We start from the raw sequence: 26,858 nt of genomic DNA, 5'->3' as shown, positions 1-26,858 counted from the left end.
ATATCTGAAGGCCCGGCGGTGTCGGGCCTTTTGCGTCGGTGCCGGTGACGGATCAGCGCGGTGGCCTGTTGCGAAAGACGACGCAGGCGCCGCCGGTTTTCCGCACGATGGCGCAGAGGGCGTCTGCCTGCTGCCGGTTTTCGCGCCCGATGCGCGCGGCATAGCGCGGCCGGTAGCCGAAATTGCCGCCGCGCTGGCGGACGAGAAGGGCACGCTCGGCATTGTAAGGCGCGGGAAGCCGGGCGACGGCCAGCGTGAAAAGCTTCATCGCGGTGGCGGGATTGTAGTGCCCGGCCAGTTGCACGCCCCAGGGCGCCCAGTCGGCCGAGCCGGTGAGAACGGGATCGCGGATGATGCGGCTGGTTGCGAGTGCCGTGCAGGCATCGAAAAACGGCTTGGCCGGATCGAGCATCGGGGCGGCACGCGCGGGCGGGCTGGTCTTCCAGGTCTCTACCGGATGCCCGGTGATGGCGAACACATAATCCTGCGTCTCCAGCGGCAGCCGTCCCGTCGAGAGAAAGCGCGACAGCCCGCCCTCTCCCGCATTATAGGCCGCAGCGGCAAGACCGAAATTGCCGAACCGTATGCGAAGCTCCTGCAGATAGGCCGAGGCGGCATCGAGCGACTGAATGACATCGAACGTGTTGCCGAGGCCGCGTTCGCGCGCCGTGCCCGGCATGAACTGCGCGATACCCTCCGCACCCTTGGGGCTGACGGCCTCCGGCCGGAACAGGCTTTCGCGCCAGAGCAACCGCGCAAAATAGTCGGGCGGCAGATCCGACCGTCTCGCGAAATGCTCGATCGCCCGGCAGAGATCGCCGTTGAAGCTCCCCTTGCGAATACAGAGAGCCGGTGACGCCGCACCGCTGTCGTAGAGGCAGCCGGCGTCCCGCTCCTCCTTGGTCCGGGCCGCCGCCTCCGGCGCAGGTGACAGGCATGCGGCGAGAAGCGCGACGCAAAGCGCGGCGACGGCCGTGCGGCTTCGACGCCGGGACGTTTCCGTCCCATTCCGGCCAAGCGAGGCCCGCGGTCTTGCCTCAATCCCGCGCGTCAACGGGTGACGAGATCGTGCCAGGCGAGACCATCGCGGGCGAGCAGATCTGCCGCCGCATCCGGCCCAAGCGAGCCGGGCGCGTAAGGCTCAGGTGACCCGCCTTCCGCCCAGCGGTCGAGAAACGGCTGGACGGCCCGCCAGCCTGCTTCCACCGCATCCGCCCGCTGGAACAGGGTCTGGTCGCCGGTCAGGATGTCGTAAATCAGGGTTTCGTAGCCGTTCAGCCGGCCAATATCGAACAGGCCGGCATAGCGGAAATCCATCACCGCCGGCTCCACCGCCACGCCGATGCCGGGTCGCTTGATGAGCATGTCGAGGCTGATACCCTCATCCGGTTGGATCTGGATGACGATGCGGTTCGGTGGCAGGTGCGCGTTTCGCAGGCGCGGAAACTGCGCGAACGGCACGGGCTTGAACGTGACGATGACCTCCGTATCCCGCACGGTCAGCGCCTTGCCGGTGCGCAGGTAGAAGGGCACCCCGGCCCAGCGCCAGGTGTCGATCATCAGCTTCAGCGCGACATAGGTCTCCGTCGTGCTGTCGGGCTTCACATCCGCCGTTTCCGTGTAAGCGGGGATCGTCCGGTCGCCGATGGTTCCGGCCGTGTAGACGCCGCGCACGCTGTTGGCAGCCGCCTCTTCCGGCTCGTAGATCCGGATCGCGCGCAAGACCTTCGCCTTCTCGTCCCGCACGGCCTCGGCGTCGAAGCTGATCGGCGGTTCCATCGCCACCATGGACAGAAGCTGGAAGAGATGGTTCGGAACCATGTCTCTCAAGGCGCCGGTCCCGTCGTAGAAACTGCCGCGCGTTCCGACATCCACGGTTTCCGCCGCCGTGATCTGGATATGGTCGATGCTGTCGCTGTTCCACAGCTTCTCGATCATCATATTGGCGAACCGCAGCGTCATGATGTTCTGAACCGTCTCCTTGCCGAGGAAATGGTCGATCCGGTAGACCTGCGTCTCCGCCACGCGCGACAGGATGCGCGTGTTCAGAGCTTTCGCGGATGCCGCATCGTGCCCGAACGGCTTCTCGATCGCGATACGGCGAAAGGCGCCGTCGGCTTCCGTCGTCAGCCCGTGATCGGCGAGCTTTTCCACGATATCGCCGAAGAAGCGCGGCGGTACGGCGAGGTAGAAGACGGCGTTGCCGGTGAGTTCCGCGGCAATCTGCGTGTAGATCTCGTCTGCCGTAAAGTCTCCGGCGCGGTAGCGCAGTCTCGGGCGCAGGCGCGCCCAGGCCTCGCCACGCTGCGCATCTCCCTCACCGAAATGCCCGGCGCTGAAGCTTTCCAGGCCCGCCCGGAGCATCTCGTCGTCGCCCGCATCCTTGCCGATGCCGAGCACGGTCGAGGACGGGTGGATGAGCCCTTCCCGCTCCATGTTGATCAGCGCGGGCACGAGCAGGCGGCGGGTGAGATCCCCGGTCGCGCCGAAGATCACCAGCGTGGCGGGCGGTGCGGGGTCGAGATTGCCGAGGGCTGCGCCCGAGGTGGCGTCGGCGGTCTGCTGCACGCGGGCTGTCGGTGTCGTCACGCGGGTCTCCTTCGCGGGTCTTCGTCCCGCCGGCATCGTCGTCGGCCGCGCGAGAGGTTTCGCGGTAGATAGGGCGGGGAAAGCAAGGTTCACCGGCCAATCAGGCGCAAATGCGGTTGTTGACTGGATCAGCATTATCGATATGAATGGCCGATCTCAGGCCAAGCTCGGAGTGCCAGATCGTGAGCCGAAATTTTCTTGTCGTCGATCCCGAAGAAAACCAGGCCGTGTTGAAAGGTCTGGCGTCGCCGGCGCGCATTTCGATCCTGAAACTGCTGCAAAGCAAGGGGCCGATGAATGTCAACGACATCGCAGAGGTCCTCGGATCGCCGCAATCCAGCGTGTCGATCAATATTCAGGTGCTGCAGGAAGCCGGGCTGATCCGGACGGAGACGATCAAGGCACGCAAGGGAAACCAGAAGATTTGTCACACGCTTTACGATGAAATCCTGATCGTTCTTAAGAACGATATCAAGGAAACGGAACCGGACGCGATCGACGTGTCGATGCCACTTGGCCTCTACACGAGCTTCGAGGTCTCGGCACCCTGCGGCCTCTGTTCGGTCGATGGCATCATCGGACTGCTCGATGTGCCAAGCACGTTTCTCGATCCCGACCGCATGAAGACCGGGCTGATCTGGTTCACCCGCGGCCATGTCGAATACCAGTTTCCCAACAATGCCCGCCTTGCCAACGCACAGATCCGCGAGCTGGAATTCGTGCTGGAACTGTCCTCCGAGGTCCCCGGCACCAGCGCCGACTGGCCTTCCGACATCACGCTTGGCGTCAATGGCGTAGAGGTGGGGACATGGACATCCCCTGGGGATTTCGGTGATAAAAGAGGGGTTTACACGCCGGACTGGTGGAAATTGAAGGGCTCGCAATATGGGAAGCTCAAGAGCTTTCGGGTCAATGACGAAGGCTCCTATGTCGATGGCCTGCGGATATCCGACATTCGCCTCGACGATCTGAAACTGGACGTCCACCATTCCATCCGCCTGCGGATCGGCGTGCGCGACGATGCCAAGCATCCCGGCGGCATCAACATTTTCGGGCGCGGTTTCGGCAACTACGATCAGGATATAGTGCTGCGGCTGCGCACCCGAACGTAGGCTGCCGGTATCGCACTGCACAACATTTTCCGCTTGACGCTTCTCCCTGCCTCCGCTCTATTCATCTTAAATCATGATATAAATCATGAAATATGATTGACTCGGGAGGACGGCATGAAGGCGACGGTTATCGCCCATAGCAAATTCACGATCTCGGAGATCGACCCGCGACTCTACGGCTCGTTCATCGAGCATCTGGGCCGCGCCGTCTACACCGGGATCTATGAGCCGGACCACCCGACGGCCGACGCCGATGGCATGCGCCGGGATGTCATCGATCTCGTCAAAGAGCTGCAGGTGCCGATCGTGCGCTATCCCGGCGGCAATTTCGTGTCCGCCTACAATTGGGAGGACGGGATCGGCCCGCGCGAAGAGCGTCCCGTTCGTCTCGATCTCGCCTGGCATACCTCGGAGAGCAATCAGGTCGGCATTCACGAATTCGCCGACTGGTGCGAGACGGTCGGCACCGAGATGATGCTTGCGGTCAATCTCGGCTCGCGCGGGCTCGACGAAGCCCGAAATTTCCTCGAATATGTCAATCACGAGGGCGGCAGCACCTGGAGCGACAAGCGCCGTGCCAATGGCCGCGAAGCGCCCTTCGACGTGCGCCTCTGGTGCCTCGGAAACGAGATGGACGGACCCTGGCAGATCGGCCACAAGACGGCCGACGAATACGGGCGGCTTGCGCACGAGACGGCAAAGGCCATGCGCGCCTTCGACAGCCGGCTCGAACTCGTCGTCTGCGGCTCCTCCAACGCCCACATGCCGACCTACCCGCAATGGGAAGCGACGGTGCTGGAGCACACCTACAACGAAGTCGACCACATCTCGCTGCACATGTATTTCGAGAACCGGGCCAGGGACACGGCGAGCTATCTGGCCCGCAGCCTGGAACTCGACACCTATATCGGCACGGTCGCGGGCGTCATCGCCTATGTGAAATCGAAGAAGCGGTCCAAGAAGGACGTCTACATCTCCTTCGACGAATGGAACGTCTGGTACCACTCCAAGGAACGGGACAAGGCGATCCTCGAAGGCCACAATGGCTGGCCGGAGGCGCCGCCCCTGCTCGAGGACGACTACAATTTCGAGGATGTGCTGCAGGTCGGCTGCATTCTCAACACGTTCATCAACCGAGCCGACGTGGTGAAGATCGCCTGCCTTGCGCAGTTGGTCAACGTTATCGCGCCGATCATGACGGTGCCGGGCGGCCCGGCATGGCGCCAGACGATCTTCTATCCCTATTATTACGCCTCGGTCTATGGCCGTGGCACGGCGCTGAAACTGATGGTGGACAGCCCGACCTATAGCGTCGAGGACATCGGCACGGTTCCCTATCTCGACGTCTCAGCCGTGCACGACGCGACCTCGGGCCATCTCACCTTCTTCCTCGTCAACCGGCATCAGAGCGAGGCACTCGATCTCGATGTCGGCCTGCTCGAATTCGGCGCCCTGACTATCGTCGAGGATCAGGTCATCGCCCATTCCGACCTGCGCATCACCAACACAGCGGAGACGCCCGACAATGTCGTGCCGGTGAAGGGCGACGGCGCCCTGTTGGCGGACGGTCGCCTCACGGCGTCCATCGCGCCGCTGAGCTACCGGATGATCCGGCTGAAGGCCTGAGACGGCTCGAAAGCGAGCATGCGAACCGGCAGAGGATACCCGGTTCGGCGATAGGGAATGGCGGCAAGGATGGCGGATCGCCGGGCGGTCACCCGCTCCCCCGCCGGGAGGATAGGATGCGGACCTGTGTTTTGAACGACACCGGCAGGAGGCTTGCATGACCGCGCAGATCGAGATCGACAGCGTCACGAAGCGCTACGGCGCCATGACGGTGCTGGAGAACCTCTCGCTGTCCGTCAAGGCCAACGAGTTCATGGTGTTCCTCGGCCCCTCCGGCTGCGGAAAATCGACGCTGCTGCGCATGATCGCCGGGCTCGAAAGCGTGGACGAAGGCTCGATCTTGATCAATGGCGAACGGATCGACACGCTGCCACCCGGCCAGCGCGGCATCGCCATGGTGTTCCAGTCCTACGCGCTCTATCCGCACATGACGGTCGCCGACAACATGGCGTTCGGGCTTGAGAACATCGCCGTGCCCAAGGACGTGATCGCGGCGCGTCTGGCGGAAGCCGCCCGCATGCTGGAGATCGGGCATCTCATGGACCGCAAGCCCGGCCAGCTTTCCGGCGGCCAGCGCCAGCGCGTCGCCATCGGCCGCGCCATCGTCAAGGAACCCAAGGCCTTTCTGTTCGACGAGCCGCTGTCCAACCTCGACGCCGCGCTTCGGGTGCGAACCCGCGTGGAACTCGCGCAACTGCGCAATCGCGTGAAATCCACCATGATCTTCGTCACCCACGACCAGATCGAGGCGATGACGCTGGCCGATCGGGTCGTCGTCATGAACAATCGGCAGATCGAGCAGATCGGCACGCCGATGGATATCTATCTGCGGCCCGCAAGCCGGTTCGTCGCGACCTTCGTCGGGTCGCCCACCATGAACTTCCTGCCGGTCACGCTGTCGGAACGCGGCGGCTTCCTCGTGGCGACGCTGCCGAACGGCGCGCACCTCACCACCACCATCCGGGCCGATGGCATGACCGGCGGCGAGCAGACGCTCGGCATCCGCGCCGAAGCCGTGCGTCGGGCCGAGCCCGGCGCCAGCGACACCATTCCCGGCCGGGTCGAGGTGCTCGAAAGGCTCGGCGACCGCACCCTCCTCTACATCCGCCTGAAGGATGGCAGCATGATCGTCGCCGAGGATATCGGCATGAGCCGCGTTGCCATCGGCGACGAGATCGCGCTCACCCTCGACGGCACGCGGACGCATCTGTTCGACGCGGAAGGCCGGGCCCGCCATGCGGAGGAGATCGGCCATGGCTGACCTCACGCTTTCCCGCGCCGCCCCGGCGCAACCCGCTGCACCGTCCCGGCGACGGGTCCAGAACGTCAACGCTCCCCTCTGGCGCAACGCGCTCTTCGTTGCGCCCTATCTCGTCTTCTTCGTGCTGCTGCTCATCGTGCCGCTGTTCTGGGGCATGTGGATGAGCCTGCACAAGGCGGATGCCTTTTCCACCGGCCGCTTCGTCGGGCTGGCCAATTATATCAGGCTCTTCAACGACCGGATCTTCCTGCAGGCCATCGGCAACACCTTCTATTTTGTCCTCCTCACCGTTCCCGCGCTGGCCCTGATCGGCCTTTTACTGGCGCTGGCGCTCAACCGGCAGACGCGCACGGCAGCGGTGCTGCGCACGATCTTCTTCGCGTCGTCCGTCCTCTCCGTCACCATCGTCACGCTGATCTGGCGCATCGTCTTCGTGCCGGGCTTCGGCCTCCTGTCCACCGTCTACGGCTGGTTCGGCGCGACGGCCCCGGCCTTTTTGTCCGACCCAAAGCTCGTGATGATCGCCATCGCGATTGCGACGATCTGGTGGTGCATCGGCCTGCCGATGATGCTGTTTCTCTCCGCGCTCCAGCAGATCCCCGGCGACATCTACGAGGCCGCCGCGCTCGACAATGCGGGGCGCTGGCGCACGTTCCGCTCCATCACCTTCCCGTCCATCAAGCGCACCTTCGTGCTGGTCGTCGTCATCCAGATCGTGCTGCAGTTCCAGCTCTTCGGGCAGGCGCGGCTGATGACGAATGGCGGTCCCAACAACGTATCCACCCCGCTCGTCCTCTATATCTACGACGCCGCGTTCAAGCGGTGGGATCTGGGCCTGGGCGCCGCCGCCTCCGAGGTGCTGTTCGCGCTGATCCTCGTGGCCGCGATGATCCAGTATCTCGTTTCCCGGCGAAGGGGAGAAGACGCATGAGCACGATGACCGCGCCATCCGCGCCGACGCGTGCGGCACCCTCGGGCATGGTCGGCCGCAGCACCGGCGACCGCATCATTCTGGCCCTCACGATCGCGACAGCCGTGATCATGATGGCGCCGCTGGTCTGGGTCGTCGCTCTGTCGCTGAAGGACAACAAGGAGCTGATGGCGAGCATGAACGCCGTCTTCCATGCGCCCTACACGCTCCAGAACTATCTCAACATCCTGACGACCTCGTCGGTCTTCCGGTGGATCCTCAACAGCCTCATCGTCTCCGGCGGGGTAACGCTCGGCACGCTGGTGCTCTGCTCGCTCGCCGGCTACGGCTTCGCCCGCCTCAATTTTCCCTTCCGCAACGTCCTCTTCGTGATCGTGCTCATCGGCCTCGCCATTCCCGAGCAGGCCGTTCTGATCGCCCGTCACCAGCTCTTTTCCTGGTTGAAGCTGCACAATACCTATCCGGGGCTGATCCTGCCCTGGCTTTCGGCGCCCTTCGGCGTGTTCCTGATGACGCAGTATTTTCGCGCCATCCCCAAGGAGCTGGACGAGGCCGCGCTTCTCGACAATGCCAGCCGATTCAAGATCTTCTGGAAGGTGCTGCTGCCGCTGACGGTGCCGGCACAGGCGACGCTGGGCATCTTCACCTTCCTCAGCGTCTGGAACGATTACTTCTGGCCGCTGATCTCCGGCACGAAGAAGGAAATGTACACGCTGACGGTCGGCATCGCCTCGACGCAGACGAATTTCGCGCAGTCCGAAGGTCTCGGCTTTCTCATGTCGCAGGCGGTCTTCGCCAGCGCGCCGATCCTGATCCTGTACCTGTTCTTCCAGAAATACATCGTTACCGCCGTATCCGGCGCTGCCGTGCGGTGAGAAGACTGCCCGGCCCGCAGGCCGGTGAACGCAATCATGACATGGAGGAGACACGCATGATGCATGTATGGAGGACGTCTATTCTGGCCGCGGCCTCGGCCCTTGCCGTGATGGCGGCGACGCCGTCGTTCGCGGCAACGGAGCTCAGCCTGCAGCGCTTTTTCGGCGCCTGCGACGCGGATTTCGGCAGCAATACCGATGTGGCCAAGGCCGTGGGCGAATGCGGGATCATCACCTCGATGATCAACAAGTTCAACGCCGACAATCCCGATATCCATATCTCGGTGACGACGGTGGAGTGGCCGGGCTATGACCAGCTGACCGCGCAGTTTGCGGCCGGCGATCCGCCCGACATCGTCTCGATCCACCACTCCGCCCTGTCGGACTACCAGTCCAAGGGCCTGCTGATGCCGCTCGACGAGGTTCTCGCCTCCGTGGGCGTGAAACCGGACGACTTTACCGATGCGGCCCGCAACGGCGTGACCAAGGACGGCCAGATCTATGGCCTGCCCATCGACAACTGGACCATGCTCTACCACATCAACATGGACCTGTTTAAGCAGGCCGACCTCGTCAACGCCGATGGCACGCCGAAACTGCCGACCAGCGTCGACGAACTTCTGGCACAGGCCAAGCAGTTCCGCGAGAAGACCGGCAAGCCCTACTTCGTCCAGAACCTCGCCAACGAGACGGCGCTCTACACCCGCAATTTCTACACCTATCTGTTCCAGCAGGATTCCGACTTCTTCGCCGATCCGCTGAAGGTCAAGCTGAAGACGCCAGAGGCCAAGAAGGTCCTCGAAATGTACAAGGCGATCTTCGATCAGGGCGACACCACGAAGGACATGGATTACGCCGCCAGCATCAACGCCTTCCTCGCCGGCGAAGGGGGTGTGCATCTCAACGGCACCTGGGTCATCGGCGATTACAATGCGTCGTCGCAAACCGCGGGGACCGCGCTCAACAAGGGCGGCTATGCCGTCTATCCCTATCCGCAGCTCTTCCCCGGCAAGAAGGCGCAATATGCCGACGGCCATGCCTGGGGCATTTCGCAGAAGGACCGCTCGGCCGAAGAGACGGCGGCCATCGGCAAGTTCCTGAAGTTCTTCAAGGACAACGACTTCGAATGGTCGCGCACCGGCCATCTGCCGGCCGTCAAAGCCGTGTTCGAAACGCCGGCGTTCAAGGCTCTCCCGCACCGTGACACGGTGGCACCGATCGCCACGCTCGGCACGGCCCTGCCCTCCACCGTCCAGCGCCAGTTCGCGATTCAGGACATCATCGGCCAGGAAATGAACGCCGCGATGACCGGCCAGAAAGAGGTCGATGCCGCGCTGGCAGACATGGAGAACCGCATCAACGATCTCCTGGCCAACCTGTAGAACCGGCTGGCGCTCGCCGTATCTCCCTCGACCTCGGGGCGTTACTCCCTGCCTTCGAGGTCAAGGCCCGTCGCTTTCCCTGAAGCGGCGGGTCGCTCGCATCAGGGTGTTGGATGCAGTGAACATCGCGTAAAGCTGCAGGCCGCCACAGGACGACGAACACACCATGATCGAAGCAGCGCGCAGCGACGAACGGCATACCGGGCTGCGCATCGGGCTCTCCCTGTTCTACGGGGCCGCTGGCCTCCTGCATCTCGCCTGGCCAGCACCCTTCCTGACGATCACGCCCGGCTGGGTGCCTGATCCGGCAATGGTCATCGCCCTGACGGGTGTCTGCGAGCTTCTCGGCGCGATCGGCCTCTGGCTGCGCGGCGCCAAGCGGCCGGCGGCGATCGGTCTCGCGCTGTATGCCGTCTGCGTCTACCCCGCCAACATCAAGCACGCCATCGACAGCCTGACCGCCATCGATGCGGGCGTTCTGCCCTGGCTCTATCACCTCCCGCGTCTGGCGCTCCAGCCGGTGCTCGTCTGGCTGCCGCTCTATGCCACGGGCATCCTGCGCTGGCCGCGTCGCAAACGGTAGACCATGATCACGGCTTCAGCGACGGGCTGAAGGAGAGCAGGCTCAGGATCTCGAACAGCATCTGGGCGCCGGCCTGGGCCGTATTGGTCGTGCTGTCATATTGCGGCGCGACCTCGACGACATCTCCGCCGACGAAATTGAGGCCCTTCAGCCCGCGGAGCAGCTCCAGCGCCTCGCGCGTCGTCAGGCCGCCGATCTCCGGCGTTCCCGTCCCGGGCGCGAAGGCCGGGTCGAGGCTGTCGATATCGAAGGAGAGATAGGTCGGCCCATCGCCGACGATCGCGCGCGCCGTTTCGACGATCGCAGCGATGCCCAGCCCCGTCACCTCCTCGGCATGGATGACCGTCATCCCGGAATCGTAGGAGAACTCCCAGAGATATTCGGACGAGCCGCGAATGCCGATCTGAATCACCCGCGTCGGATCGAGAACGCCATCGAGCACCGCGTTGCGGAAGGGGCCGCCATGGTGGAACTTGGTCAGATCATACGCACCGCCCGTGTCGCAATGCGCATCGATATGGATCATGCCGACAGGCCGCTCCCGCCCGACGGAGCGCAGGATGGGATGCGTGAGCGAATGGTCGCCGCCGACCGACAGCGGCAGGATGCCCTTTGCGACGATCCGGTCCACATGCTGCTCGATATCTTCGTGGCTCATCTCCAGCCGGTAGCGGCTGCGAAAGGGAACGTCACCGATATCCGCGACGCGGAGCTCGTGCACCGGCGCGACCTCGAGCACATGGTTATAGGGCCCGATCCGCTCGATCGTCCGCAGCGCGCGCGGGCCGAAGCGGGATCCGGTCCGGTTGGTCACCCCAAGATCCATGGGAATGCCGAGAAGCGCGACCTGCAGCGCATCGAAGGCGTCGGCATCGCCCGGCTCGACAAGAGGCGCCGACAGCAGCGTCGGAATGCCGGAATAAGGTGCGGCCCGCGTCCCGCTTTCGGAAAAGATATGCGCGGCCACGCGGCGAAAGCCGGGATGGCTGATCTCGCCGCCATGCCCGGTCGCGTACTTCTCGCGCAGGTCGCGCAGTTTCTGGTCGGTCAACGTCATCGAGGAGGCTCCGGTGATCTGGGAGCCTGACGCTACCGTGGTCTCCCCGCAATTCAACCGAATTCGCAGAGATCTGCCTCAAAGGCCGGTCAAGCGGCCCGTGCGTGCCGCACGTCGTCCGCTTCCAGCAGACGAAAGCGGGCGACGAGGCCTGCGAGCATGTCGATATCCTCGGCAAGCTGCAGGGTCGCGGCATTGGTCTCTTCCACCATCGCCGCGTTCTGCTGCGTCATGTGGTCGATCTGGTTGACGGAGCCGTTGACGGATTCGAGCGAGGTCGACTGGTCGCGGCTGGAGGTGGCGAGATGATCGACATGGCCGGCGATATCGACGATCTGGTGCGCGATCTCCATGAGCGCGCTGCCGGTCTGCTCGACATATTGCGAGCCCGTCGCAACCTCTGCGGACGATTTCGCGATCAGCCCGCCGATCTCCTTGGCGGCCTGCGCCGAACGCTGTGCGAGATCGCGCACCTCCTGGGCGACGACGGCGAAGCCCTTGCCGGCCTCGCCCGCCCGCGCCGCTTCGACGCCGGCGTTGAGCGCGAGGAGATTGGTCTGGAAGGCGATCGCGTCGATGGCGCCGACGATCTGCCCGATCTTGTCGGAGGCCTCGCGGATGCGCAGCATGGCCGAAATGGCGTTCTGCACGATGCCGGAGGAGTTGTCGGCATTGCGCTTGGCGCGCTGGACGATGCCCTGCACCTCGTTCGCGCGGCCAGCCGCCGTGCGGACGGTGGAGGAGACTTCGTCGACCGCGGCCGAGGTTTCCTCCAGCGCCGCCGCCTGCTGTTCGGTGCGTTTGGCGAGATCGCCGACGGCGTCGGCCATTTGCTGACCATTGTGGTGGATGGCGCTGGAGATGGTGCGGATTTCCGACAGCGTCTCGCGCAGGCCGCCGACCGAGGCGTTGAAGTCGCTGCGCAGACGATCGAGATGCGTGGCAAAGGGCGTGTCGATGGTGAAGCTCATGTCGCCCCGCGCGAGGCGCGACAGGCCCTGCGCCAGCGTGTCCACGGCAAACTGAACCTGCTGCGCGGCCTCCTGGCGGTCCGCATCGTTGCGCAGGCGCTGGGTCTCCGTCTCGCGGCGTGTCGCCTCGGCCTGCTCTTCCATGGAGACCTTGGTCAGCGCATTGCCCTTGAAGACGGAAAGCGCGCGCGCCATGTCGCCGATTTCGTCGGACCGGTTTTCACCCGTGATCGACGTATCGAGCGCACCGTCGGCAAGGCGACGCATGGCGGCCGTGATCTGGCCGATCGGGCCCTTCAGCGTCATGACCAGCGCGGTGCCGGCCAGAAGGGCGATGAGGATGCCGGCAAGCGTCGCACCGAGCGAAATGGTGTTCGCCTGCTCGCGTTCCGTGCCGGCACTCTGCTTCTGGCTTTCCGCAAACTGCGTCAGCAGCGTCCACGTTCCGTCGATCTGTGCGGCCGCGGCGTCGAATTCCGAGCGCTGCTTTTCCGACAGGGCGACAAGCGCGAGAGCATTGGCCTCCAGCGACGCAAGGGCCGGCTTCGCCTTTGCCGGCAGTGCGGCCAGAACCGTATCGCCGGGAACGGCGGTCGCGAGACCCTCCATCTCCTTGCCATAGGCATAGAGCGCCTGCTGCACCTTCTTCACGCCGCCCTCGTCCGGAACGGCCGCGAGTTCGGCGAAGACGACGCGGATCTGGTTGGCATTTCCGACGATGGCACGCAGCTTGTTGCCGACACGATCGGCCTTGGCGATTTCGCCTTCGGCAGCAGCAAGCGCCGAGACGGCGTTGCGCAGGGCCTCGTCGGATGCCGCCTTGATCGCCGCCGCGGCGCGGTCGAGCGACGCGAGCGCGGTGACGAGCGTGCCGGCGGCGAAGGGATCGGCACCCGCCTTGGCAGCGGTATCGCCAACGGCCGCCATCTCGGGCTTCAGCGCATCGACGGCCGGAAGCGAGACCTTGCCGAGCGCCTTCAGCGTTGTTTCAAGTGCGGCGGATACGGCAAGCAGGCCCGTCTTGATCGCCGTGATCCGGTCCGCGTCACTGGCCGCCGCGGTTGCCTGCGCCGCAAACGTCTGCGCCGCGGAGCCGAGCGCGCCGACCTGCAGCGCCGTCTTCAGGTCCGACTTTGCCGATTTTTCCAAGGTCTTGGCCGAGGCGAGGAGAACGAAGGCCTGTTTTCCCGCGGCGGCCTGCACGGCCAGCAGTTCCTCGGTGCTCGCACCGACTGCGGCGGCGATCCGCTCGCGGTCGGTCTGCAGCGCCCAGAGGGTTTCGATGTTGGCGGCGATGGTCGCGGACTGGGCAAGCGCCTCGTCGAGGCTTGTGACATCTGTTTCCGCCCGCAGCCCGTCCGCCATCGTCTTCAGGTTGGCGATCTCGTCGCTCAGCTCCTTGCGCGCGGCATCGTGGGTCTCGGCCGACGGCTGCATCAGGAAGCGCGACATCGCGGAAAAGACCTCCTTGAAGCCGCTCAGCGATTGGAGGACGCTGTTGGAGATTTCCATGCGGCCCTGCAACAGGCCGGAGGTGTAGAGACCGGTGATGCCGACGGCCGTGATGCTGAGCACGAACGGCGTGACGAGCACCAGCACCTTGGTCTGGATTCGTATCCGAGACATCAAACGATCGATCATGAAAGGCTCCCCCACCTCATAAAGGGCTGCAGCGGAGTGATCCGCGCAGCGCGTGGGGCATTCTGTCAGATGCAGATTAAAACATAATAAAACCCTTACGATTCTGGCGGGTCCGGCCGTGCGCCCCGGGCGTTTGGAGTTCTCCGTGCCTTCCGCCTGACTTTGACATTGCGGCGCAGCCCGGTTCCTGCCATTGCGGCGCTGTCGATGGCGCGCCCCCGCTCCGTATGTTTGCGGGCCGGAGGGTGCGCGGCTGGAGGACCACATGGTTTCGCAGATCAAGGACAAGGGTCCGCTGACGGGCATCGCGCTGGCCACGGCGGGCTATGCCTGCTTCGCCCTGCAGGATGCGATCGTCAAATGGCTGGTGACGGACTACGCGGTGCCGCAGATCCTATTCTTCCGCAGCCTCGTGATCGTCGCCATCGCCGGTGTGCTCGTCCGCGTTCGCAAGCACCCCTCCGCCTGGCAGAGCCCTTACCGGAAAACGCTGGTGCTGCGCGCCGCCCTGATGCTCATCGCCTGGCTGCTCTTCTACAATGCCGCCCGCGCGCTCGGGCTGGCGGAACTGACGACGCTCTATTTCTCGGCGCCGATCATGGTCATGTTTCTGTCGATCCTCGTGCTGAAGGAAACGATCGGCACGGGACGCTGGATCGCCTGTATCGGCGGGTTCATCGGCGTGGTCGTGGCCGCAAACCCCACCCACTCTCCAAATCTCGTGCCCGCCGCCATGTGCGTCGTCGCGGGCTTCTGCTGGGCCTGGAGCACCATTCTCGTGCGCCTCGTCAGCCGCAGCGAATCCACGCTGACGCAGATGTATGCGACGAGCCTTCTCTTCGGCCTTGCCTGCGCGCTGTCGCTGCCCTGGGTCTGGACGACCCCGGATCTGGCGGGCTGGGGCCTCCTGCTGGCGCTCGGCCTCATCTCCACCATCGGGCAATACCTGCTTTATGACGGCTTCCGCTACGCCCCGGCCTCCGCCATCGCGCCGATCGAATATACCGGCCTCATGTGGGCCTTCCTCTACGGCTACCTCATCTGGGCGGAGGTGCCGGCCGTGAACGTGTTCGTCGGCGCCCTGATGATCGTCGCCTCGAGCATCCTGCTCGTCGTCTGGGAGCGGCGGGGGCGAGGCCCGCGCCGCAAGGGCTCGCCCGCCTAACCTTTCTTGGCCAGCTGCATCAGCGCCACCTGCTGCTGCAACCGGCGCTGGGCCTGATCGACGACAACGGCGACGATGATGACGATGCCCTTGATGACCATCTGCCAGAAGGAGGAGACGCCCATCATCACCAGCCCGTCCGACAGGATGCCGATGACGAAGGCGCCGATGATGGTGCCCCCGATCGTGCCCCGCCCGCCGGACATGGAGGTGCCGCCGAGAACCGCTGCCGCGATGGCGTTGAGTTCGAACGAGTTGCCGGTGGCCGGATGCGCGGCCATGAGTTCGGAGGAGATGACGATGCCGACGATGGCGGCGCAGAAGCCGGAGAACATGTAGACGAACATCTTCACCCGGTTGACCCGGATGCCCGACATGCGCGCCGCCCGCTCGTTGCCGCCGACCGCGAAGATCTGCCGGCCGAGCGGCACATAGCGCGCGAAATAGGCGGCAGCGAGCGCGACGACGATGAGAATCCAGATCGACACCGGCAGGCCGACGATGCGGCCAGACCCCAGAAAGCCGAAGCCCGTGGTGGCGAGTTCCGGCTTGCCGATAAGATTCGGAAAGGTCTGCCCGTCCGAGGAGAGAAGTGCGAGCCCGCGGGCCACATAGAGCGTGCCGAGCGTCGCGATGAAGGGCGCGACGTTCAGCCGCGTGATCAGCAGTCCGTTGACGGCGCCGATCAGGATGCCGACCGCCAGCGTGATCAGGCAGACCTCGACGATGTTGAAATAGATCGTATAGCCGATCTGCAGGTCGATGCCGTTGAGGATCAACCCGCCGGCCACCATGCCACACAGCCCGACGATGGAGCCGACCGAAAGGTCGATGCCGCCGGTGATGATGACGAAGGTCATGCCCATGGCGAGAAACGCGTTCAGCGCCACGTGCTTCGACATCAGGATGATATTGGCGGTCGAGAGGAAATTCGGCGCGAAGGCCGAGAAGAAGGCGATGACGGCGAACAGCGCGATGAAGGTCCGCAGCTTCATCAGCGTCAGCAGAAGCGAGCCGCCGTCCGCCGCGGCTGCCGGTGTGGTCGTGGTGGCCGTCGTCATGGCGCGATATCCCCGCTGGTCTGTGTCGATTTGTGCCCGATCGATGCCGCCCGCACGATCTCTTCCTCGCTCGCCTCCGCCCGGTCGAGAATGGTGGTGATGCGGCCGTTGCTCATCACGGCGATCCGGTCGGAGAGCGCCATCACCTCTTCGAGGTCGGAGGTGGAGAACAGGATGGCGAGCCCCTCCCCCGCCAGCCGGCGCATGGTGCGGAAGACGTCCGCCTTCGCGCCGACATCGATGCCGCGGCTCGGTTCGTCCATCAGCAGAACCTTCGGCCTCGTCATCAGCGCCTTGCCGATGACCACCTTCTGCTGGTTGCCGCCCGACATGGAGGTGACGTCGAAATCCGGGTTCGGCGCCTTGATCGCAAGATCCGCGATAGCGGCCGTGATGGCGGAACGCTCGCGCTCGCCGGCGATGTGGAACTTGAAGCGCACGAACCGGTCGAGGCTGGCGAGCGTCAGGTTCGCCGCGATCGACAACACCTGCACCAGGCCTTCGCGTTGCCGGTCCTCCGGGATCAGCGCCAGCCCGCGCTTGATGCGCGTCGGCGTGTCGCGCGCGAGGATCTCCTCGCCGTCCACGAAGATGCGGCCGGTCGCGTGGGCATGCTGTCCCATGACGCATTCGAAGAACTCGCTGCGCCCGGCGCCCATCAGCCCGTAGATGCCGAGTACTTCGCCGGCCCGCACGGAGAGGGAGAGATGATCGACCGCAAGGCCGCCGGTTCGCCGCGCGAGCGAAATCTCCTTGGCGCGGAAGGCTTCGCGACCCAGCGTGTGATCGATGGATTTCGCGAAATCCTTGGCATCCGAGCCGATCATCGAGCGAACGATCCAGCGGGTGTCGATGTCCTTGACGAGGGCCTGGCCGGTAATCTGCCCGTCCCGCAACACGGTGATGTGGTCGCCGATGCGCATCAGCTCTTCCAGCCGGTGCGAGATATAAACGATCGCCACGCCTTGCGCCTTCAGCTCGGCGATGACCTTGAACAGGATATCGACCTCGGCGGCCGACAGGGCCGAGGTCGGCTCGTCGAGAATGAGAATGCGCGTGTCGAGCGAAAGCGCCTTGGCGATCTCGACCAGCTGCTGTTGGCCGATCGGCAGGTCCTCGACCATCGTCTCGGCACTGATGCCCGCATCGAGGCGGTCGAGGAAGATGTTGGCCTTCTCGACCTGGGCCTTGTGATCGATGCCGGCGAAGCCGCGAACGATCTCGCGGGTGGCGAAGATGTTCTCGGCGACCGACAGATTGCCGAAGAGGTTGAGCTCCTGAAACACCATGCCGATGCCGTGTTTCTGCGCGTCCGCCGGCGAGTGGAACTCGACCGGCTTGCCGTCGAGGAGAATCCGGCCGAGCGACGGACGCTCGACGCCGGCGATCATCCGCATCAGCGTGGATTTTCCCGCACCGTTCTCCCCGACGAGCACGTTGACCGCGCCGCGGTGGAGCGACAGGTTGGCGTTCTTCACCGCGACGATGCCGGAATAGACCTTCGTCACGTCCTCGAGCTGAAGGATGATGTCGTCTTCCCCTGTCATGGTCAGCCGCCGACGACCAGGTTGACAGGTGTCAACAATGGCAGCTGCCCCGGACCAGGCAGCGGATAGGCGCCCACAGCCTCGATTGTCTTGCCCTCCAGCCCTTCGCGCGGCACGGCTTGCAGCACCTGAGAATTCAGGTGCGCATTGAAGGCCTTGCCGAATTCGGCCCACTGGATCTGGTTCTTGAACTGGTTGAAGCTGACGAAATCGAGGCTGTCGCGGATCGCGGTCCCCTTGATGACCGGTCCGATCTGGACGCGCACATCTGCCTTGCCGTCGCCGTCGATATCCGTGTCGAGATAGCCGGCGCGCGACGTGGTCTCGGCCTTGATCACGGTGCCCGAGACTTTGGCGGCATAGGTCCAGGGGGCATTGCCCTCCTTTTCCTTGTGGCCGTATTTGGCAGCCGCCGCTGCGGGATCGGACGCGATCAGCGCGGCGACGTCGGTGTAAGGGCCGGCCTTCGCGGTGAGATAGGGCACCACCTTCGGCGTCCACAACTCCGTTGCCTGCCGTTCGGGGTTGAAACCGCCGCTGGCGGCCTCCGCAGCCTCTTCCGCCGTCGGCGTCTTGATGATCTTGCAGCCGGCCAGGACCAAGAGCGTGGCCGAGGCGAGGCACAGCGCGGCAGCGGCGGGAAAACGCGGCATTTCCGTCAACTCCGGATGGGAAAAGGCGCGGGCGGCGGCTTTGAACGCGCCGCCCGCTTCAAGAGACTGCAATCAATCCTTGAGCGCGAAGGTCTCGAGCTTGTCGGCATTGTCGGCAGTGATCAGCACGCAGTCCATCAGCTGCTTTTCTTCCGCCGGCGCCTTGCCCGTCTTGATGTAGGCATCCGCCTGCTCGACGGCCATCTGCGCCTGCGCGTAAGCCGGCTGCATCACGGTCGCCTTGATCCCGCCCGCCTTGATGCTGTCGCGGACATCGTTGGAGCCGTCGAAGCCGACGACGATGACGTCCTTGCGGCCGGCGGCCTGCAGGGCGGCGATCGCGCCCATCGCCATCGTGTCGTTGCCGGCGATGACGCCCTTAATATCCGGATTGGCCTGCAGGATGGTCTCCATCTTGGAGTAGCCTTCCGTCTGGCTCCAGTTGGCCGACTGCTGCGCCACCATCTTCAAGTCCGGATATTCGTCGATGATGTCGTGGTAGCCCTTGGAGCGGATACCGGCATTCAGATCAGCCTCGCGGCCGAGCAACTCGACATAGTTGCCCTTTTCGCCCATCAGCTTGACGAATTCCTCGGCGCCGAGCTGGGCGCCCTGGTAATTGTTGGAGACGATCTGGGACACGGCAACGCCGGTCGCGTTGATTTCGCGGTCGATCAGGAAGGACGGGATCTTCGCGTCCTTGGCCTTCTGCACGGCCGCGATCGAAGCTTCCGAACCGGCATTGTCGAGAATGATGGCCTTCGCGCCGCGGCCGATGGCCGTGTCGATCAGCTGCGACTGCTTGTTGGCGTCGTCGTCATGCACGAGAACCAGCGTCTCATAGCCGAGTTCCTTCGCCTTCGCCTCGGCACCCACGGCTTCGGCCTTGAAGAACGGGTTGTCGTGGCTCGGCGTGATGATCGCGATGAGATCGGCCGCATAGGACGGCATGGCGGTGGAAAGCGCCAGAACGCCGGCAAAGGCGGCAAGGGTCAGTCTGCGTGCGAGTTTCATGTGGTTCCTCCCAGGTTTTGTCGTTCGGTTGACGCACCCGCCTCCCTGCGGGTCCGTGTCTGGCCGTCGGACGGCCCGCTCATGAGCAGGACCGTCGTGGCCGCGTGCGGATCAGGTGATCCGGCGAATGCTCTCGGCGATTTCCTGCGGCTCGAAGACATTCTTCCAGTCGTCGCGCATCAGTGCGGGGATGCCGAACTCGATCGCCTTGTTGCAGGCATCCGAGAAGACGCCCTCGACTTCCTTGAAGATGACGGCGCCGAGCACGTTCATGTGGCCGAGCAGAAAGTCGCGCGCCGCCTGCTCCGGCACGCCGCGCTTCACGCATTCGTCGAGCGCCTGGCTCATGACGACGAGCAGCGAGGCGCAGACCGTTTCCGACAGGCCGGGCTCGAGGATCGCCATCTGTTCGACCGTCACCCGGTGCGAGCGCATCACCGGCGCCCAGATGGTCTTGGCGACCTCTTCGCCCAGCGCGTAATGCTCTTCCGGCCCCTGCATCAGCGCGGAGACGATATGCTGCTTGGCGGCGATGCCGCCGAAATGGTCCTTCTTCGCCGCCATCTCGGTCTCGTCGTTGAAGATCGGGGGATGGCAGGGATGCGTCACGAAATAGGTGATGTCGGCGCGTTCCGGCAGATGGCCGGCAAAGGGTGCTGCCGCGTCGAGCACGACGACCATGGTGCCGGGTGCGAGCTTGTCCACGATCCCGGACGCGACCTTGCCGATGGCCGTATCCGGCACGGCGAGAACGACGACATCGGCGCCGTCGAGCGCATCCTCCACCGAGAAGCAGGTCAGCCCGAGGTCTGCCTGAAGCCTCGCCCGCCCGGCGTCGCTCACCTCCACGGGGCGAATGTCGAAGCGCGAGCCGATAAGGTTGCGCGCCAGCCGCGTGCCCATTTTTCCGCCGGCGCCGAAAAGTGCGATCGATGTCATGTGTCTTGATCCCGTTCTGTCACCGCATCTAACGACAACTGGTATAATGAGTCAATGATCATTTCACATGATCTCAAAGGAGGTTTTGCTGAACGCGGTCCTCGTCGTTGCATGCCTTTCGCTCTCGCTTTACCCCATCACGCAATCCGGCTAGATCGCGCGGACGCATCGGAACGGCCGACTGTCGCGGCGGCCTCTATCGTGCGCCTCATTCCCCACCTCGTCCCGGATCGGTGCCATGCTCGTGTTTCTCGATTTCGAAGCGTCTTCCCTCGGCAAGAACAGCTATCCGGTCGAGGTCGCCTGGGTTTTCGAGGATGGAACGTCGCGCGCCCACCTGATCCGCCCGACGCCCGACTGGACGGACTGGTCGGTGAAGGCCGAGCGGATCCATGGCCTCTCCCGCCGGCGTCTCCACCAGGAGGGCACGCCCGCTGCGGAGGTCGCGCGCGATATGCTGGACGCGCTGGAGGGCCATGCGTTTTACGCCAGCGCCCCTTCGTGGGACGGGAAATGGCTGAGCGTGCTGCTGCGCGCCGGCGGCCTGCCACGCCATGCCCTGAGACTCGGCAAATCCGACGATGTCTTTCTGGCGCATGCCCGGACCATCATGGACGGCACATTCACCCGCCGCGAGATCGCCGATTTCGTGAAGAGCATGATCGAGAGCACCGAACCCGCGCAACCCGTACACCGGGCTTTGGGCGATGCGACGCTGGAGCATGCGCGATGGCTTGCCATCCGAAAGGCCGCGGCACAGGCCGTCACGGAGCGTCGGAACGCCCCGACCGTTCCGCTGTGATCAGGCGACGGCCCGTGCCGGCGCCGGGCGCGGCCCGGCCGCCCTCTCGCCTTCTGTAAAGACACGATTTCTGCCGGCCGTCTTGGCGGCATAGAGCGCGCGATCCGCACGGGCCATGACCTCGTAGATGCTGAGATCGCCACTGCGGGATGCCGAAACGCCGAAACTGGCGGTGACGGCGCCGACGCCGATCCGCGTCCAGTCGGTCGATCCGATGCGGGCATGCATCGCATGAGCCACGGCACGCGCGGCCTCGCAGGCGACACCCGGCAGGAACAGCACGAATTCCTCGCCGCCGAACCGGGCAAGCACCGCACCATCCACCGGCTCCAGCGTCAGAATGCGTGCAAGCTCGGCGATCACGGCATCGCCGGCAGCATGGCCATACTGGTCGTTTACGCGCTTGAAATGGTCGATGTCGCACACGATCACGGCGCCGGCGATCGTTTTCTGGCCGGACAGCCTGTCGAAGCCGCGCCGGTTGAGGAGGCCCGTCAGCGGATCGCGCTCGGCCACGTCCTTGTAGCGGTCGATGACCTCAAGCGTCACGCAGGCGAGCGCCGCAAGCGCCATGAGGATGCCGATCACGGTGCTCGTCGTCTGCATCAGGAACGCATAGGGCGACAGCAGGAAGGTCTCGAAGTCGCTCGGATTGCGGTTGAGCACGGTCATGACGATGTTGCGGACGAGCGAGTCCGCGACGACCAGAAAAACGATGGCGACCAGCACGCGCTCCGCGGCACCCCGGGCATGCCGCATGACGGCAAGGGCGGGGACGACGAAGCAGAGCGACGTCAGGAGGTCGTTCGCCGCCAGCGCCAGCGTCGGGTTTTCGAGGATGAACGTCGAGACGACGGAGGCGAGGATGCCGACCGCGACGAGCAGCGCCCGCGGCCAGACCGGCAGATGCCGGCGGAACTGCGCCAACAGGCCCTGCCCATTGAAGCTCAGTGCCAGCAGGAAAAGCGTATCCGCCGTGAGCGAACGGAACGGTCCGGGAAAGGTCTCCGGGAGGATCGGCATGATGAAGCCGAGCGCGGCGCAGAGATAGCCGATGCCCCACCAGGGCGCCGATCGCCGTTCGTGACGTCCGACGAAGAGGAAGGTCAGTCCGAAGGCGCAAAAGATGACCGGCAAAAGAAATGCGAAATTTTCCATGCCACCCTCGTTGCCGGTGCCGCCCCGGCGCCGGCTGTATCGCGACGCCGAACGACCCGTGGGCGGAGCCTGCATCGCAGCGACCCCGCAGGACGATGTCCGGTGCGTCGATGCGAACGTTAATTCCCACGCTTTAACAGCGGGTAAACATCGTCTCCCGTCCCCAGATTCCGCGACATGCGCCCATCTTGCTACACGAGCATGTCGCGGACGAGGCGGCGCAGCCAGGCGTTGAAGGTCGAATGATGGGCCCGCTCGTGCCAGAACAGGAAGACGGACATGGCGCCGAACTCCTCGGGCGCATCCACCACGGCGATATCCGACAGCGCCGCGAAATGATCCGCGAACGGCTTCGACGTCGTGAAGACGAGATCGCTGCCGGCGAGCACCATGGGGACGAGCGCATATTCCGAAAGGCTCGCACGGATGCGGCGCTGCAGGCCGAGTTCGGCGAGATGTCCGTCGATGGGACTGACGGAGGCGCCGTGCGGGGGGTTGGGCGACAGGTGCTCAAGCTCCAGATAGTCGTCCATCGATATGGCGGACGCCGCCGCAAGCGGATGATGCCGGTCGAGCATGCAGACGGTCCGGCATTCGGTGACCGTTTCGCCCCGCAGGTTGCGCGAGGCAGGCTGGCGGTGCGCGAGGACCAGATCGACCTCGCCCGCCTCCAATAATTGCTGAAGCGCCGCCATGCTCGGCATCGGCAGCATTTCCAGCATCATGTGCGGCGCGACCTGCCGCAGATGACGGATGAGACGGGGAACGAGAAAGGGGCCGAAGCTGGTCGCCGCGACGATGCGCACCCGCCGCTGCGACGTCGCCGGATCGAAGTCGGCCTCGCGCCCGGCGAGATGGTCGATGTCATCGAGGATGCGATCGACGAGCGTGACGAGATCCTGCGCCCGCGGCGTCGGAGCAAGGCCGGTGCCGCTGCGCACCAGCAGCGGATCGCCGGTCATCGCCCGAAACCGCCGAAGGGTGAGACTGACCGCCGGCTGGCTGAGGCCATGGATCGCCGCCGTGCGGGAAACGCTGCTTTCCGACAGCAGGGTCTTCAGCACGCGCAGCTGGCGGATGTCGAGTTCGCCGCGCGTGCGCTCGCCGACCTCCAGCGTGTCGGTCGCCGTCTTGATACCGCCTGCCAAGCTGTCTCCTCCTCCGGCAGGTGAATGCCGGCATGTATCGTCCCGAACAGTCTAGATCGCCGCCATCGCCTTTGCCACCTTCGCCTTGAAGGCCTCGAGCTCGGCCGGGCCGTTGCCGTTCATATTATAGAGTGCGAGATAGCGCACCGGCCGTTTCGGGCGGAAGATCGCCCACAGCACGCGGCGCGCCACCTTGCGCGGCGGGTCGCCGACGAGCATGGCGCGAAAGCGCGGGCCGCCATAGGTGGTGATCACGGCGACCGTTTTCACATTGTGCAGGATGCGCACGAGCTTGCCCTTGTCGCCCGCCGCCATTCTGAAGGCGACGCCGGGCACGAACACGCGGTCGAAGAAGCCTTTCAGGATCGCCGGGAGGCCGAAATTCCACACCGGGTGCACGAGCACCACCGCATCGGCCGCCCGGATGCGCGCCACATAGGGCGCGATCTCGGGCGTGATGTTGATGGCCTCGTCGTGGTAGTTCAGCCGTTCCTCGCGCGAAAGAACGGCATCGAACCCTTCGTCGTAGAGCGAGAGCAGATCGACCGCGTGTCCCCGCGCCTCCAACGCCTGCCGGGCGACATCGCGCAATTGCGCGCTGTAGCTGGTTTCCACCGGATGCGCGTGGATGAGCAGGATACGCGCCATGGCTCACGCCGCATCCATGCTTTGCAGACCGGCAAAGACCCAGCTGCGCTTCTGGTTGAAGTCGTAGTCCGGATTTTCCCAGGCGACCATCTTGCCGGGGTTGAGCAACCCCTTCGGATCGGCCTCGCCCTTGAAGGCGAGCTGGCCGGCATCCGTCTGCTTCATGCCGCCCTCCTCCAGCGTGTAGCGATGCGGGTTGAAGACGAGGCAGCCATTGTTCTCGTGGATGGCGATGATCTCCTCCAGCCGCTCCTCGCTGGTGAAGCGAACGATCGGCAGGCCGGAAAAGACGATGCGGCCGTCGAAGCGGATCATCTCCAGATGCAGCGGCATCTCGTCGCCGAGCATCTCGTGGATGCGACGGACATGCTCGAAATCGGGATATTGCGTCTGGAGATAGGTGATCGACGGATCGACCTTGAGCCCACGCATCGTCGTATGGTTCCAGCACAGCTCGTAGACCGGCGGAAACTGGCGCTTCTCCTCCGGCGGCACAGTATCCGAGCGGTAGACGAGATCGCCCCTGTGATGCGCGGCGAGAAGCGCCAGCGCATCCATGGCGTGGGGTGCGGCGATGACGACGACGAGCGACGTCTCGCGCTCGAAGAAGCGGCGATAGTGGGGAAAATAGTCGTGCGCCACGGGTGCGGCGACCACCGCGATCTCCTTGGTCAGAATGCCGTCCTGCCGTGCCAGCGCCTCGGCGAAACGCGTCGCCGCCATGACGTCGGGGAAGCCGACGAGGCCGTCGATCCAGTCGTAGGCCGCGGTCAGCGGCAGGGTGACATCGGTGATGATGCCGTTGGTGCCGTAGGCATGCGCGACCTTGAGAATGTCGGCGCCCTCGATCTTCAGCACGCGCGGCACCGCCTCGCAGGTGACGACCGTGAGCCCGAGAATATTGCCGAGCGCCCGCAGCCCGCCCCAGCGGATGGACCCGACACCGCCGGACCCGCCCGCGACGAAGCCACCGACCGTGGCGGTGCGGTAGGTCGAGGGGAAGAACCGGATTTCGCTGCCATGCGCGGCCCGTGTCTGCTGGTCGATCTTTTCGAGGATGGCGCCGGTTTCCGCCTTCACATGCACCGGGCTCGTCTCGATGATGCGGTTCATCTCGGCAAGGTTCAGCACCACGCCGCCTGCCAGCGGCATGGCCTGTCCGTAATTGCCGGTGCCCGCACCGCGCGGCGTGATGGCGATGCCGTGCCGGTGGGCGGCCGCGAGAACCTCGACCACCTCCCCTTCGGATTTCGGGCTGACGATGAGATCGGCGGTGACGTGATCGAGCTGGCGCTTCAGCACCGGCGAATACCAGTAGAAGTCCCGGCTTTTCTTCTGCACAAGCTTCGGATTGTCTTCGACCGCGATGGAGCCGATGTCGTTGCGGAAAGCGTCGAGCGTCATGATGTCACTCCGAGAAGGGTGTCGAGGTCGCGATAATCGGGAAGCCGGGCTGCGACGACCGTGCCGGCGCGGATGACCGTGCGGTCGGACTGGGGCCGCGAGAAGAGTTCGCCGGGGGTGCGCGCCCGCACGACGACGAGATCGGCCGGTGCGCCCACCGCAAGCGTCGCGCCATAGGCAAAGCCGGCGGTGGACGCCGGAACAGCGGCGACCGCGGAAAACCAATCGGCAAGCTTCTCCTCCGGATGGTCCAGATGGCCGATGCGCACGCTTTCGCGCAGCACTTCCAGCATGTCGAGGTCGCCATAGGCGTAGAACGGATCGCGCGTATTGTCGGAGGCAAGAGAGACCGCGACGCCCGCCGCCTTCAGCTCGCGCAGCAGCGTCACCCCGCGCCAGCGCGGCGTCTCCTCCGCTCGGCGGTCCTGAAGGTAGAGATTGCACATGGGCAGCGACACCACGGCGATCCCGGCTTCGGCCACGCGGTCGATGGTCGCCTTCGCATCCTCACGGGCAAGAATTGCGAGCGAGCAGCAATGTCCCGCCAGGACGCGACCGGAAAAGCCGGTCTCGATGATGCGATCGGCCAGCAGCGACAGGCTGCGCGAGGCGGTGTCGCCGCTTTCGTCGATATGGAGGTCGAGATCGAGGCCATGGCGACCGGCGGCCTCCACGAGATTGGCGATCGCTTCCCCGGCCCGGTCGAACACGGAAATCGCGCCGCCGAGCGATCCGCCATAGGTCTTGACCGTGCGCGCCAGTTCTTCGACCAGCGCCGTGTCGAGCGCGTGGTCCGGCCCGCAGAGCGCCGTCGCCTGAAGCTCGACGCGTCCGGCCCATTCCTCCCGCTTCCGCGCGAAGACCGGCCATGAGATCCCGTTTTGCGGCGGGGCGGAATCGAGATGCGTGCGGATGGCCGCCGTGCCATGCGCATAGGCGCAGCGCAGGGCGAACTCCATACGCGCCTCGACGTCGGCAGCGTTCCAGTTCGCCACGCGATCGGCGGTCACTGCGGTAAGCGCGCCCATGAACGAGCCGTCCGGATTGGACCTGCGCGGCGTGATGTGGCCCTTGTCGAGATGGGTGTGCAGGTCCACGAAGGCGGGGAGAACGATGCCGTCATCCGCGTCCAGCACCGTTTCGCCACCCGCCGGCATCAGCGAGCCGGACGGGCCGATGGCCGCGATCCGTCCATCGGCAAGCCGGATATCCGCGCCGGGAAAACCGCTTCGGCCGGGAATGCGGCCTTTCCGGATGAGAATGTCGGTCGAAGGTGTTGCGATCGTCATGT

At 64.8% G+C, this 26,858-nt stretch carries 23 protein-coding genes; 9 read left to right on the top strand and 14 right to left on the bottom strand.

Annotated features, from left to right (window positions below; all coding sequences use genetic code 11):
• Positions 1 to 52: 52 nt before the first annotated feature.
• On the bottom strand, positions 53 to 934 hold the full coding sequence (locus tag LRX75_RS01205; protein ID WP_420851137.1) for a transglycosylase SLT domain-containing protein: 882 nt from the start codon (positions 932 to 934) through the stop codon (positions 53 to 55).
• A gap of 116 nt (positions 935 to 1,050) precedes the next feature.
• Positions 1,051 to 2,568: a glucose-6-phosphate dehydrogenase gene (gene zwf, locus LRX75_RS01200; RefSeq protein ID WP_338110270.1), complete on the bottom strand. Its 1,518-nt coding sequence runs from the start codon at positions 2,566 to 2,568 to the stop codon at positions 1,051 to 1,053.
• Positions 2,569 to 2,771: 203 nt separating this feature from the next.
• On the opposite strand from zwf, the gene LRX75_RS01195 reads away from it, so the two are divergent.
• The 7 genes from LRX75_RS01195 to LRX75_RS01165 all read left to right on the top strand — a co-directional run bounded on the left by LRX75_RS01195 (position 2,772) and on the right by LRX75_RS01165 (position 10,359).
• Positions 2,772 to 3,701 (top strand): ArsR/SmtB family transcription factor, encoded by a 930-nt coding sequence (locus tag LRX75_RS01195; RefSeq protein WP_231811381.1) that lies wholly within the window; start codon positions 2,772 to 2,774, stop codon positions 3,699 to 3,701.
• Positions 3,702 to 3,815: 114 nt separating this feature from the next.
• Positions 3,816 to 5,327: an arabinosylfuranosidase ArfA gene (gene arfA, locus LRX75_RS01190; RefSeq protein ID WP_231811380.1), complete on the top strand. Its 1,512-nt coding sequence runs from the start codon at positions 3,816 to 3,818 to the stop codon at positions 5,325 to 5,327.
• A 157-nt stretch (positions 5,328 to 5,484) separates the two neighbouring features.
• A complete protein-coding gene (locus LRX75_RS01185) occupies positions 5,485 to 6,588 on the top strand; it encodes an ABC transporter ATP-binding protein (RefSeq protein ID WP_231811379.1) in 1,104 nt (367 codons plus the stop codon).
• A complete protein-coding gene (locus tag LRX75_RS01180) occupies positions 6,581 to 7,519 on the top strand; it encodes a carbohydrate ABC transporter permease (protein ID WP_231811378.1) in 939 nt (312 codons plus the stop codon). Before LRX75_RS01185 ends, LRX75_RS01180 begins: the two co-directional genes overlap by 8 nt.
• 5 nt (positions 7,520 to 7,524) lie before the next feature.
• Entirely contained in the window at positions 7,525 to 8,394 is an 870-nt protein-coding gene (locus LRX75_RS01175; protein ID WP_231811945.1) for a carbohydrate ABC transporter permease, read from the top strand.
• 59 nt (positions 8,395 to 8,453) lie between these two features.
• On the top strand, positions 8,454 to 9,776 hold the full coding sequence (locus LRX75_RS01170) for an extracellular solute-binding protein (protein ID WP_420851136.1): 1,323 nt from the start codon (positions 8,454 to 8,456) through the stop codon (positions 9,774 to 9,776).
• Between the two features lie 166 nt (positions 9,777 to 9,942).
• Entirely contained in the window at positions 9,943 to 10,359 is a 417-nt protein-coding gene (locus LRX75_RS01165) for a DoxX family protein (protein WP_231811376.1), read from the top strand.
• 7 nt (positions 10,360 to 10,366) lie between these two features.
• On the opposite strand, the gene speB is transcribed toward LRX75_RS01165, so the two are convergent.
• Together speB and LRX75_RS01155 are read right to left on the bottom strand one after the other, a co-directional pair.
• Positions 10,367 to 11,416, bottom strand: coding sequence for an agmatinase (gene speB / locus LRX75_RS01160; protein ID WP_231811375.1), 1,050 nt, complete (start codon positions 11,414 to 11,416; stop codon positions 10,367 to 10,369).
• Positions 11,417 to 11,505: 89 nt separating this feature from the next.
• On the bottom strand, positions 11,506 to 14,028 hold the full coding sequence (locus tag LRX75_RS01155; RefSeq protein ID WP_231811374.1) for a methyl-accepting chemotaxis protein: 2,523 nt from the start codon (positions 14,026 to 14,028) through the stop codon (positions 11,506 to 11,508).
• 265 nt (positions 14,029 to 14,293) lie between these two features.
• On the opposite strand from LRX75_RS01155, the gene LRX75_RS01150 reads away from it, so the two are divergent.
• Positions 14,294 to 15,193, top strand: a complete 900-nt coding sequence (locus tag LRX75_RS01150) for a DMT family transporter (protein ID WP_231811373.1) — start codon at positions 14,294 to 14,296, stop codon at positions 15,191 to 15,193.
• Here LRX75_RS01150 and LRX75_RS01145 read toward each other — a convergent pair.
• The 5 genes from LRX75_RS01145 to LRX75_RS01125 form a co-directional block, all read right to left on the bottom strand.
• Positions 15,190 to 16,254, bottom strand: a complete 1,065-nt coding sequence (locus tag LRX75_RS01145; RefSeq protein WP_113148786.1) for an ABC transporter permease — start codon at positions 16,252 to 16,254, stop codon at positions 15,190 to 15,192. The two genes, LRX75_RS01150 and LRX75_RS01145, sit on opposite strands and share 4 nt — an antisense overlap.
• On the bottom strand, positions 16,251 to 17,801 hold the full coding sequence (locus LRX75_RS01140; protein ID WP_231811372.1) for a sugar ABC transporter ATP-binding protein: 1,551 nt from the start codon (positions 17,799 to 17,801) through the stop codon (positions 16,251 to 16,253). Before LRX75_RS01140 ends, LRX75_RS01145 begins: the two co-directional genes overlap by 4 nt.
• Before the next feature lie 2 nt (positions 17,802 to 17,803).
• Positions 17,804 to 18,454: a DUF2291 family protein gene (locus tag LRX75_RS01135; protein ID WP_231811371.1), complete on the bottom strand. Its 651-nt coding sequence runs from the start codon at positions 18,452 to 18,454 to the stop codon at positions 17,804 to 17,806.
• 72 nt (positions 18,455 to 18,526) lie between these two features.
• Complete coding sequence (locus tag LRX75_RS01130) at positions 18,527 to 19,468, bottom strand: D-ribose ABC transporter substrate-binding protein (RefSeq protein WP_231811370.1); 942 nt, start codon at positions 19,466 to 19,468, stop codon at positions 18,527 to 18,529.
• Between the two features lie 111 nt (positions 19,469 to 19,579).
• Positions 19,580 to 20,407, bottom strand: coding sequence for a phosphogluconate dehydrogenase C-terminal domain-containing protein (locus LRX75_RS01125; protein WP_231811369.1), 828 nt, complete (start codon positions 20,405 to 20,407; stop codon positions 19,580 to 19,582).
• Positions 20,408 to 20,645: 238 nt separating this feature from the next.
• On the opposite strand from LRX75_RS01125, the gene LRX75_RS01120 reads away from it, so the two are divergent.
• Complete coding sequence (locus LRX75_RS01120; RefSeq protein ID WP_231811368.1) at positions 20,646 to 21,209, top strand: 3'-5' exonuclease family protein; 564 nt, start codon at positions 20,646 to 20,648, stop codon at positions 21,207 to 21,209.
• Here LRX75_RS01120 and LRX75_RS01115 read toward each other — a convergent pair whose 3' ends face one another.
• The 5 genes from LRX75_RS01115 to LRX75_RS01095 all read right to left on the bottom strand — a co-directional run bounded on the left by LRX75_RS01115 (position 21,210) and on the right by LRX75_RS01095 (position 26,856).
• Positions 21,210 to 22,367, bottom strand: a complete 1,158-nt coding sequence (locus tag LRX75_RS01115) for a GGDEF domain-containing protein (RefSeq protein ID WP_231811367.1) — start codon at positions 22,365 to 22,367, stop codon at positions 21,210 to 21,212.
• Between the two features lie 191 nt (positions 22,368 to 22,558).
• Positions 22,559 to 23,515, bottom strand: a complete 957-nt coding sequence (locus LRX75_RS01110) for a LysR family transcriptional regulator (RefSeq protein WP_231811366.1) — start codon at positions 23,513 to 23,515, stop codon at positions 22,559 to 22,561.
• Positions 23,516 to 23,566: 51 nt separating this feature from the next.
• Positions 23,567 to 24,163: an NAD(P)H-dependent oxidoreductase gene (locus tag LRX75_RS01105; protein ID WP_231811365.1), complete on the bottom strand. Its 597-nt coding sequence runs from the start codon at positions 24,161 to 24,163 to the stop codon at positions 23,567 to 23,569.
• Positions 24,164 to 24,166: 3 nt separating this feature from the next.
• A complete protein-coding gene (locus LRX75_RS01100) occupies positions 24,167 to 25,567 on the bottom strand; it encodes an FAD-binding oxidoreductase (RefSeq protein WP_231811364.1) in 1,401 nt (466 codons plus the stop codon).
• Complete coding sequence (locus tag LRX75_RS01095; RefSeq protein WP_231811363.1) at positions 25,564 to 26,856, bottom strand: cytosine deaminase; 1,293 nt, start codon at positions 26,854 to 26,856, stop codon at positions 25,564 to 25,566. The genes LRX75_RS01100 and LRX75_RS01095 overlap by 4 nt, the downstream gene beginning before the upstream one ends.
• Between the last annotated feature and the right edge of the window lie 2 nt (positions 26,857 to 26,858).

Origin of the sequence: Rhizobium quercicola (assembly GCF_021168455.1) — a bacterium.
Lineage (GTDB): Bacteria > Pseudomonadota > Alphaproteobacteria > Rhizobiales > Rhizobiaceae > Ferranicluibacter > Ferranicluibacter quercicola.
This window is presented reverse-complemented; position numbering and strand designations above follow the sequence as displayed.

Coding starts and splice junctions, on each gene's coding strand:
- LRX75_RS01165 (WP_231811376.1), top strand. CDS start 9,943: ATGATCGAAGCAGCGCGCAGCGACGAACGGCATACCGGGCTGCGCATC.
- LRX75_RS01145 (WP_113148786.1), bottom strand. CDS start 16,254: ATGACGACGGCCACCACGACCACACCGGCAGCCGCGGCGGACGGCGGC.
- LRX75_RS01105 (WP_231811365.1), bottom strand. CDS start 24,163: ATGGCGCGTATCCTGCTCATCCACGCGCATCCGGTGGAAACCAGCTAC.
- LRX75_RS01170 (WP_420851136.1), top strand. CDS start 8,454: ATGCATGTATGGAGGACGTCTATTCTGGCCGCGGCCTCGGCCCTTGCC.
- LRX75_RS01155 (WP_231811374.1), bottom strand. CDS start 14,028: ATGATCGATCGTTTGATGTCTCGGATACGAATCCAGACCAAGGTGCTG.
- LRX75_RS01130 (WP_231811370.1), bottom strand. CDS start 19,468: ATGAAACTCGCACGCAGACTGACCCTTGCCGCCTTTGCCGGCGTTCTG.
- LRX75_RS01115 (WP_231811367.1), bottom strand. CDS start 22,367: ATGGAAAATTTCGCATTTCTTTTGCCGGTCATCTTTTGCGCCTTCGGA.
- LRX75_RS01185 (WP_231811379.1), top strand. CDS start 5,485: ATGACCGCGCAGATCGAGATCGACAGCGTCACGAAGCGCTACGGCGCC.
- LRX75_RS01175 (WP_231811945.1), top strand. CDS start 7,525: ATGACCGCGCCATCCGCGCCGACGCGTGCGGCACCCTCGGGCATGGTC.
- LRX75_RS01180 (WP_231811378.1), top strand. CDS start 6,581: ATGGCTGACCTCACGCTTTCCCGCGCCGCCCCGGCGCAACCCGCTGCA.
- LRX75_RS01120 (WP_231811368.1), top strand. CDS start 20,646: ATGCTCGTGTTTCTCGATTTCGAAGCGTCTTCCCTCGGCAAGAACAGC.
- LRX75_RS01095 (WP_231811363.1), bottom strand. CDS start 26,856: ATGACGATCGCAACACCTTCGACCGACATTCTCATCCGGAAAGGCCGC.
- LRX75_RS01140 (WP_231811372.1), bottom strand. CDS start 17,801: ATGACAGGGGAAGACGACATCATCCTTCAGCTCGAGGACGTGACGAAG.
- LRX75_RS01100 (WP_231811364.1), bottom strand. CDS start 25,567: ATGACGCTCGACGCTTTCCGCAACGACATCGGCTCCATCGCGGTCGAA.
- LRX75_RS01150 (WP_231811373.1), top strand. CDS start 14,294: ATGGTTTCGCAGATCAAGGACAAGGGTCCGCTGACGGGCATCGCGCTG.
- LRX75_RS01125 (WP_231811369.1), bottom strand. CDS start 20,407: ATGACATCGATCGCACTTTTCGGCGCCGGCGGAAAAATGGGCACGCGG.
- arfA (WP_231811380.1), top strand. CDS start 3,816: ATGAAGGCGACGGTTATCGCCCATAGCAAATTCACGATCTCGGAGATC.
- LRX75_RS01135 (WP_231811371.1), bottom strand. CDS start 18,454: ATGCCGCGTTTTCCCGCCGCTGCCGCGCTGTGCCTCGCCTCGGCCACG.
- speB (WP_231811375.1), bottom strand. CDS start 11,416: ATGACGTTGACCGACCAGAAACTGCGCGACCTGCGCGAGAAGTACGCG.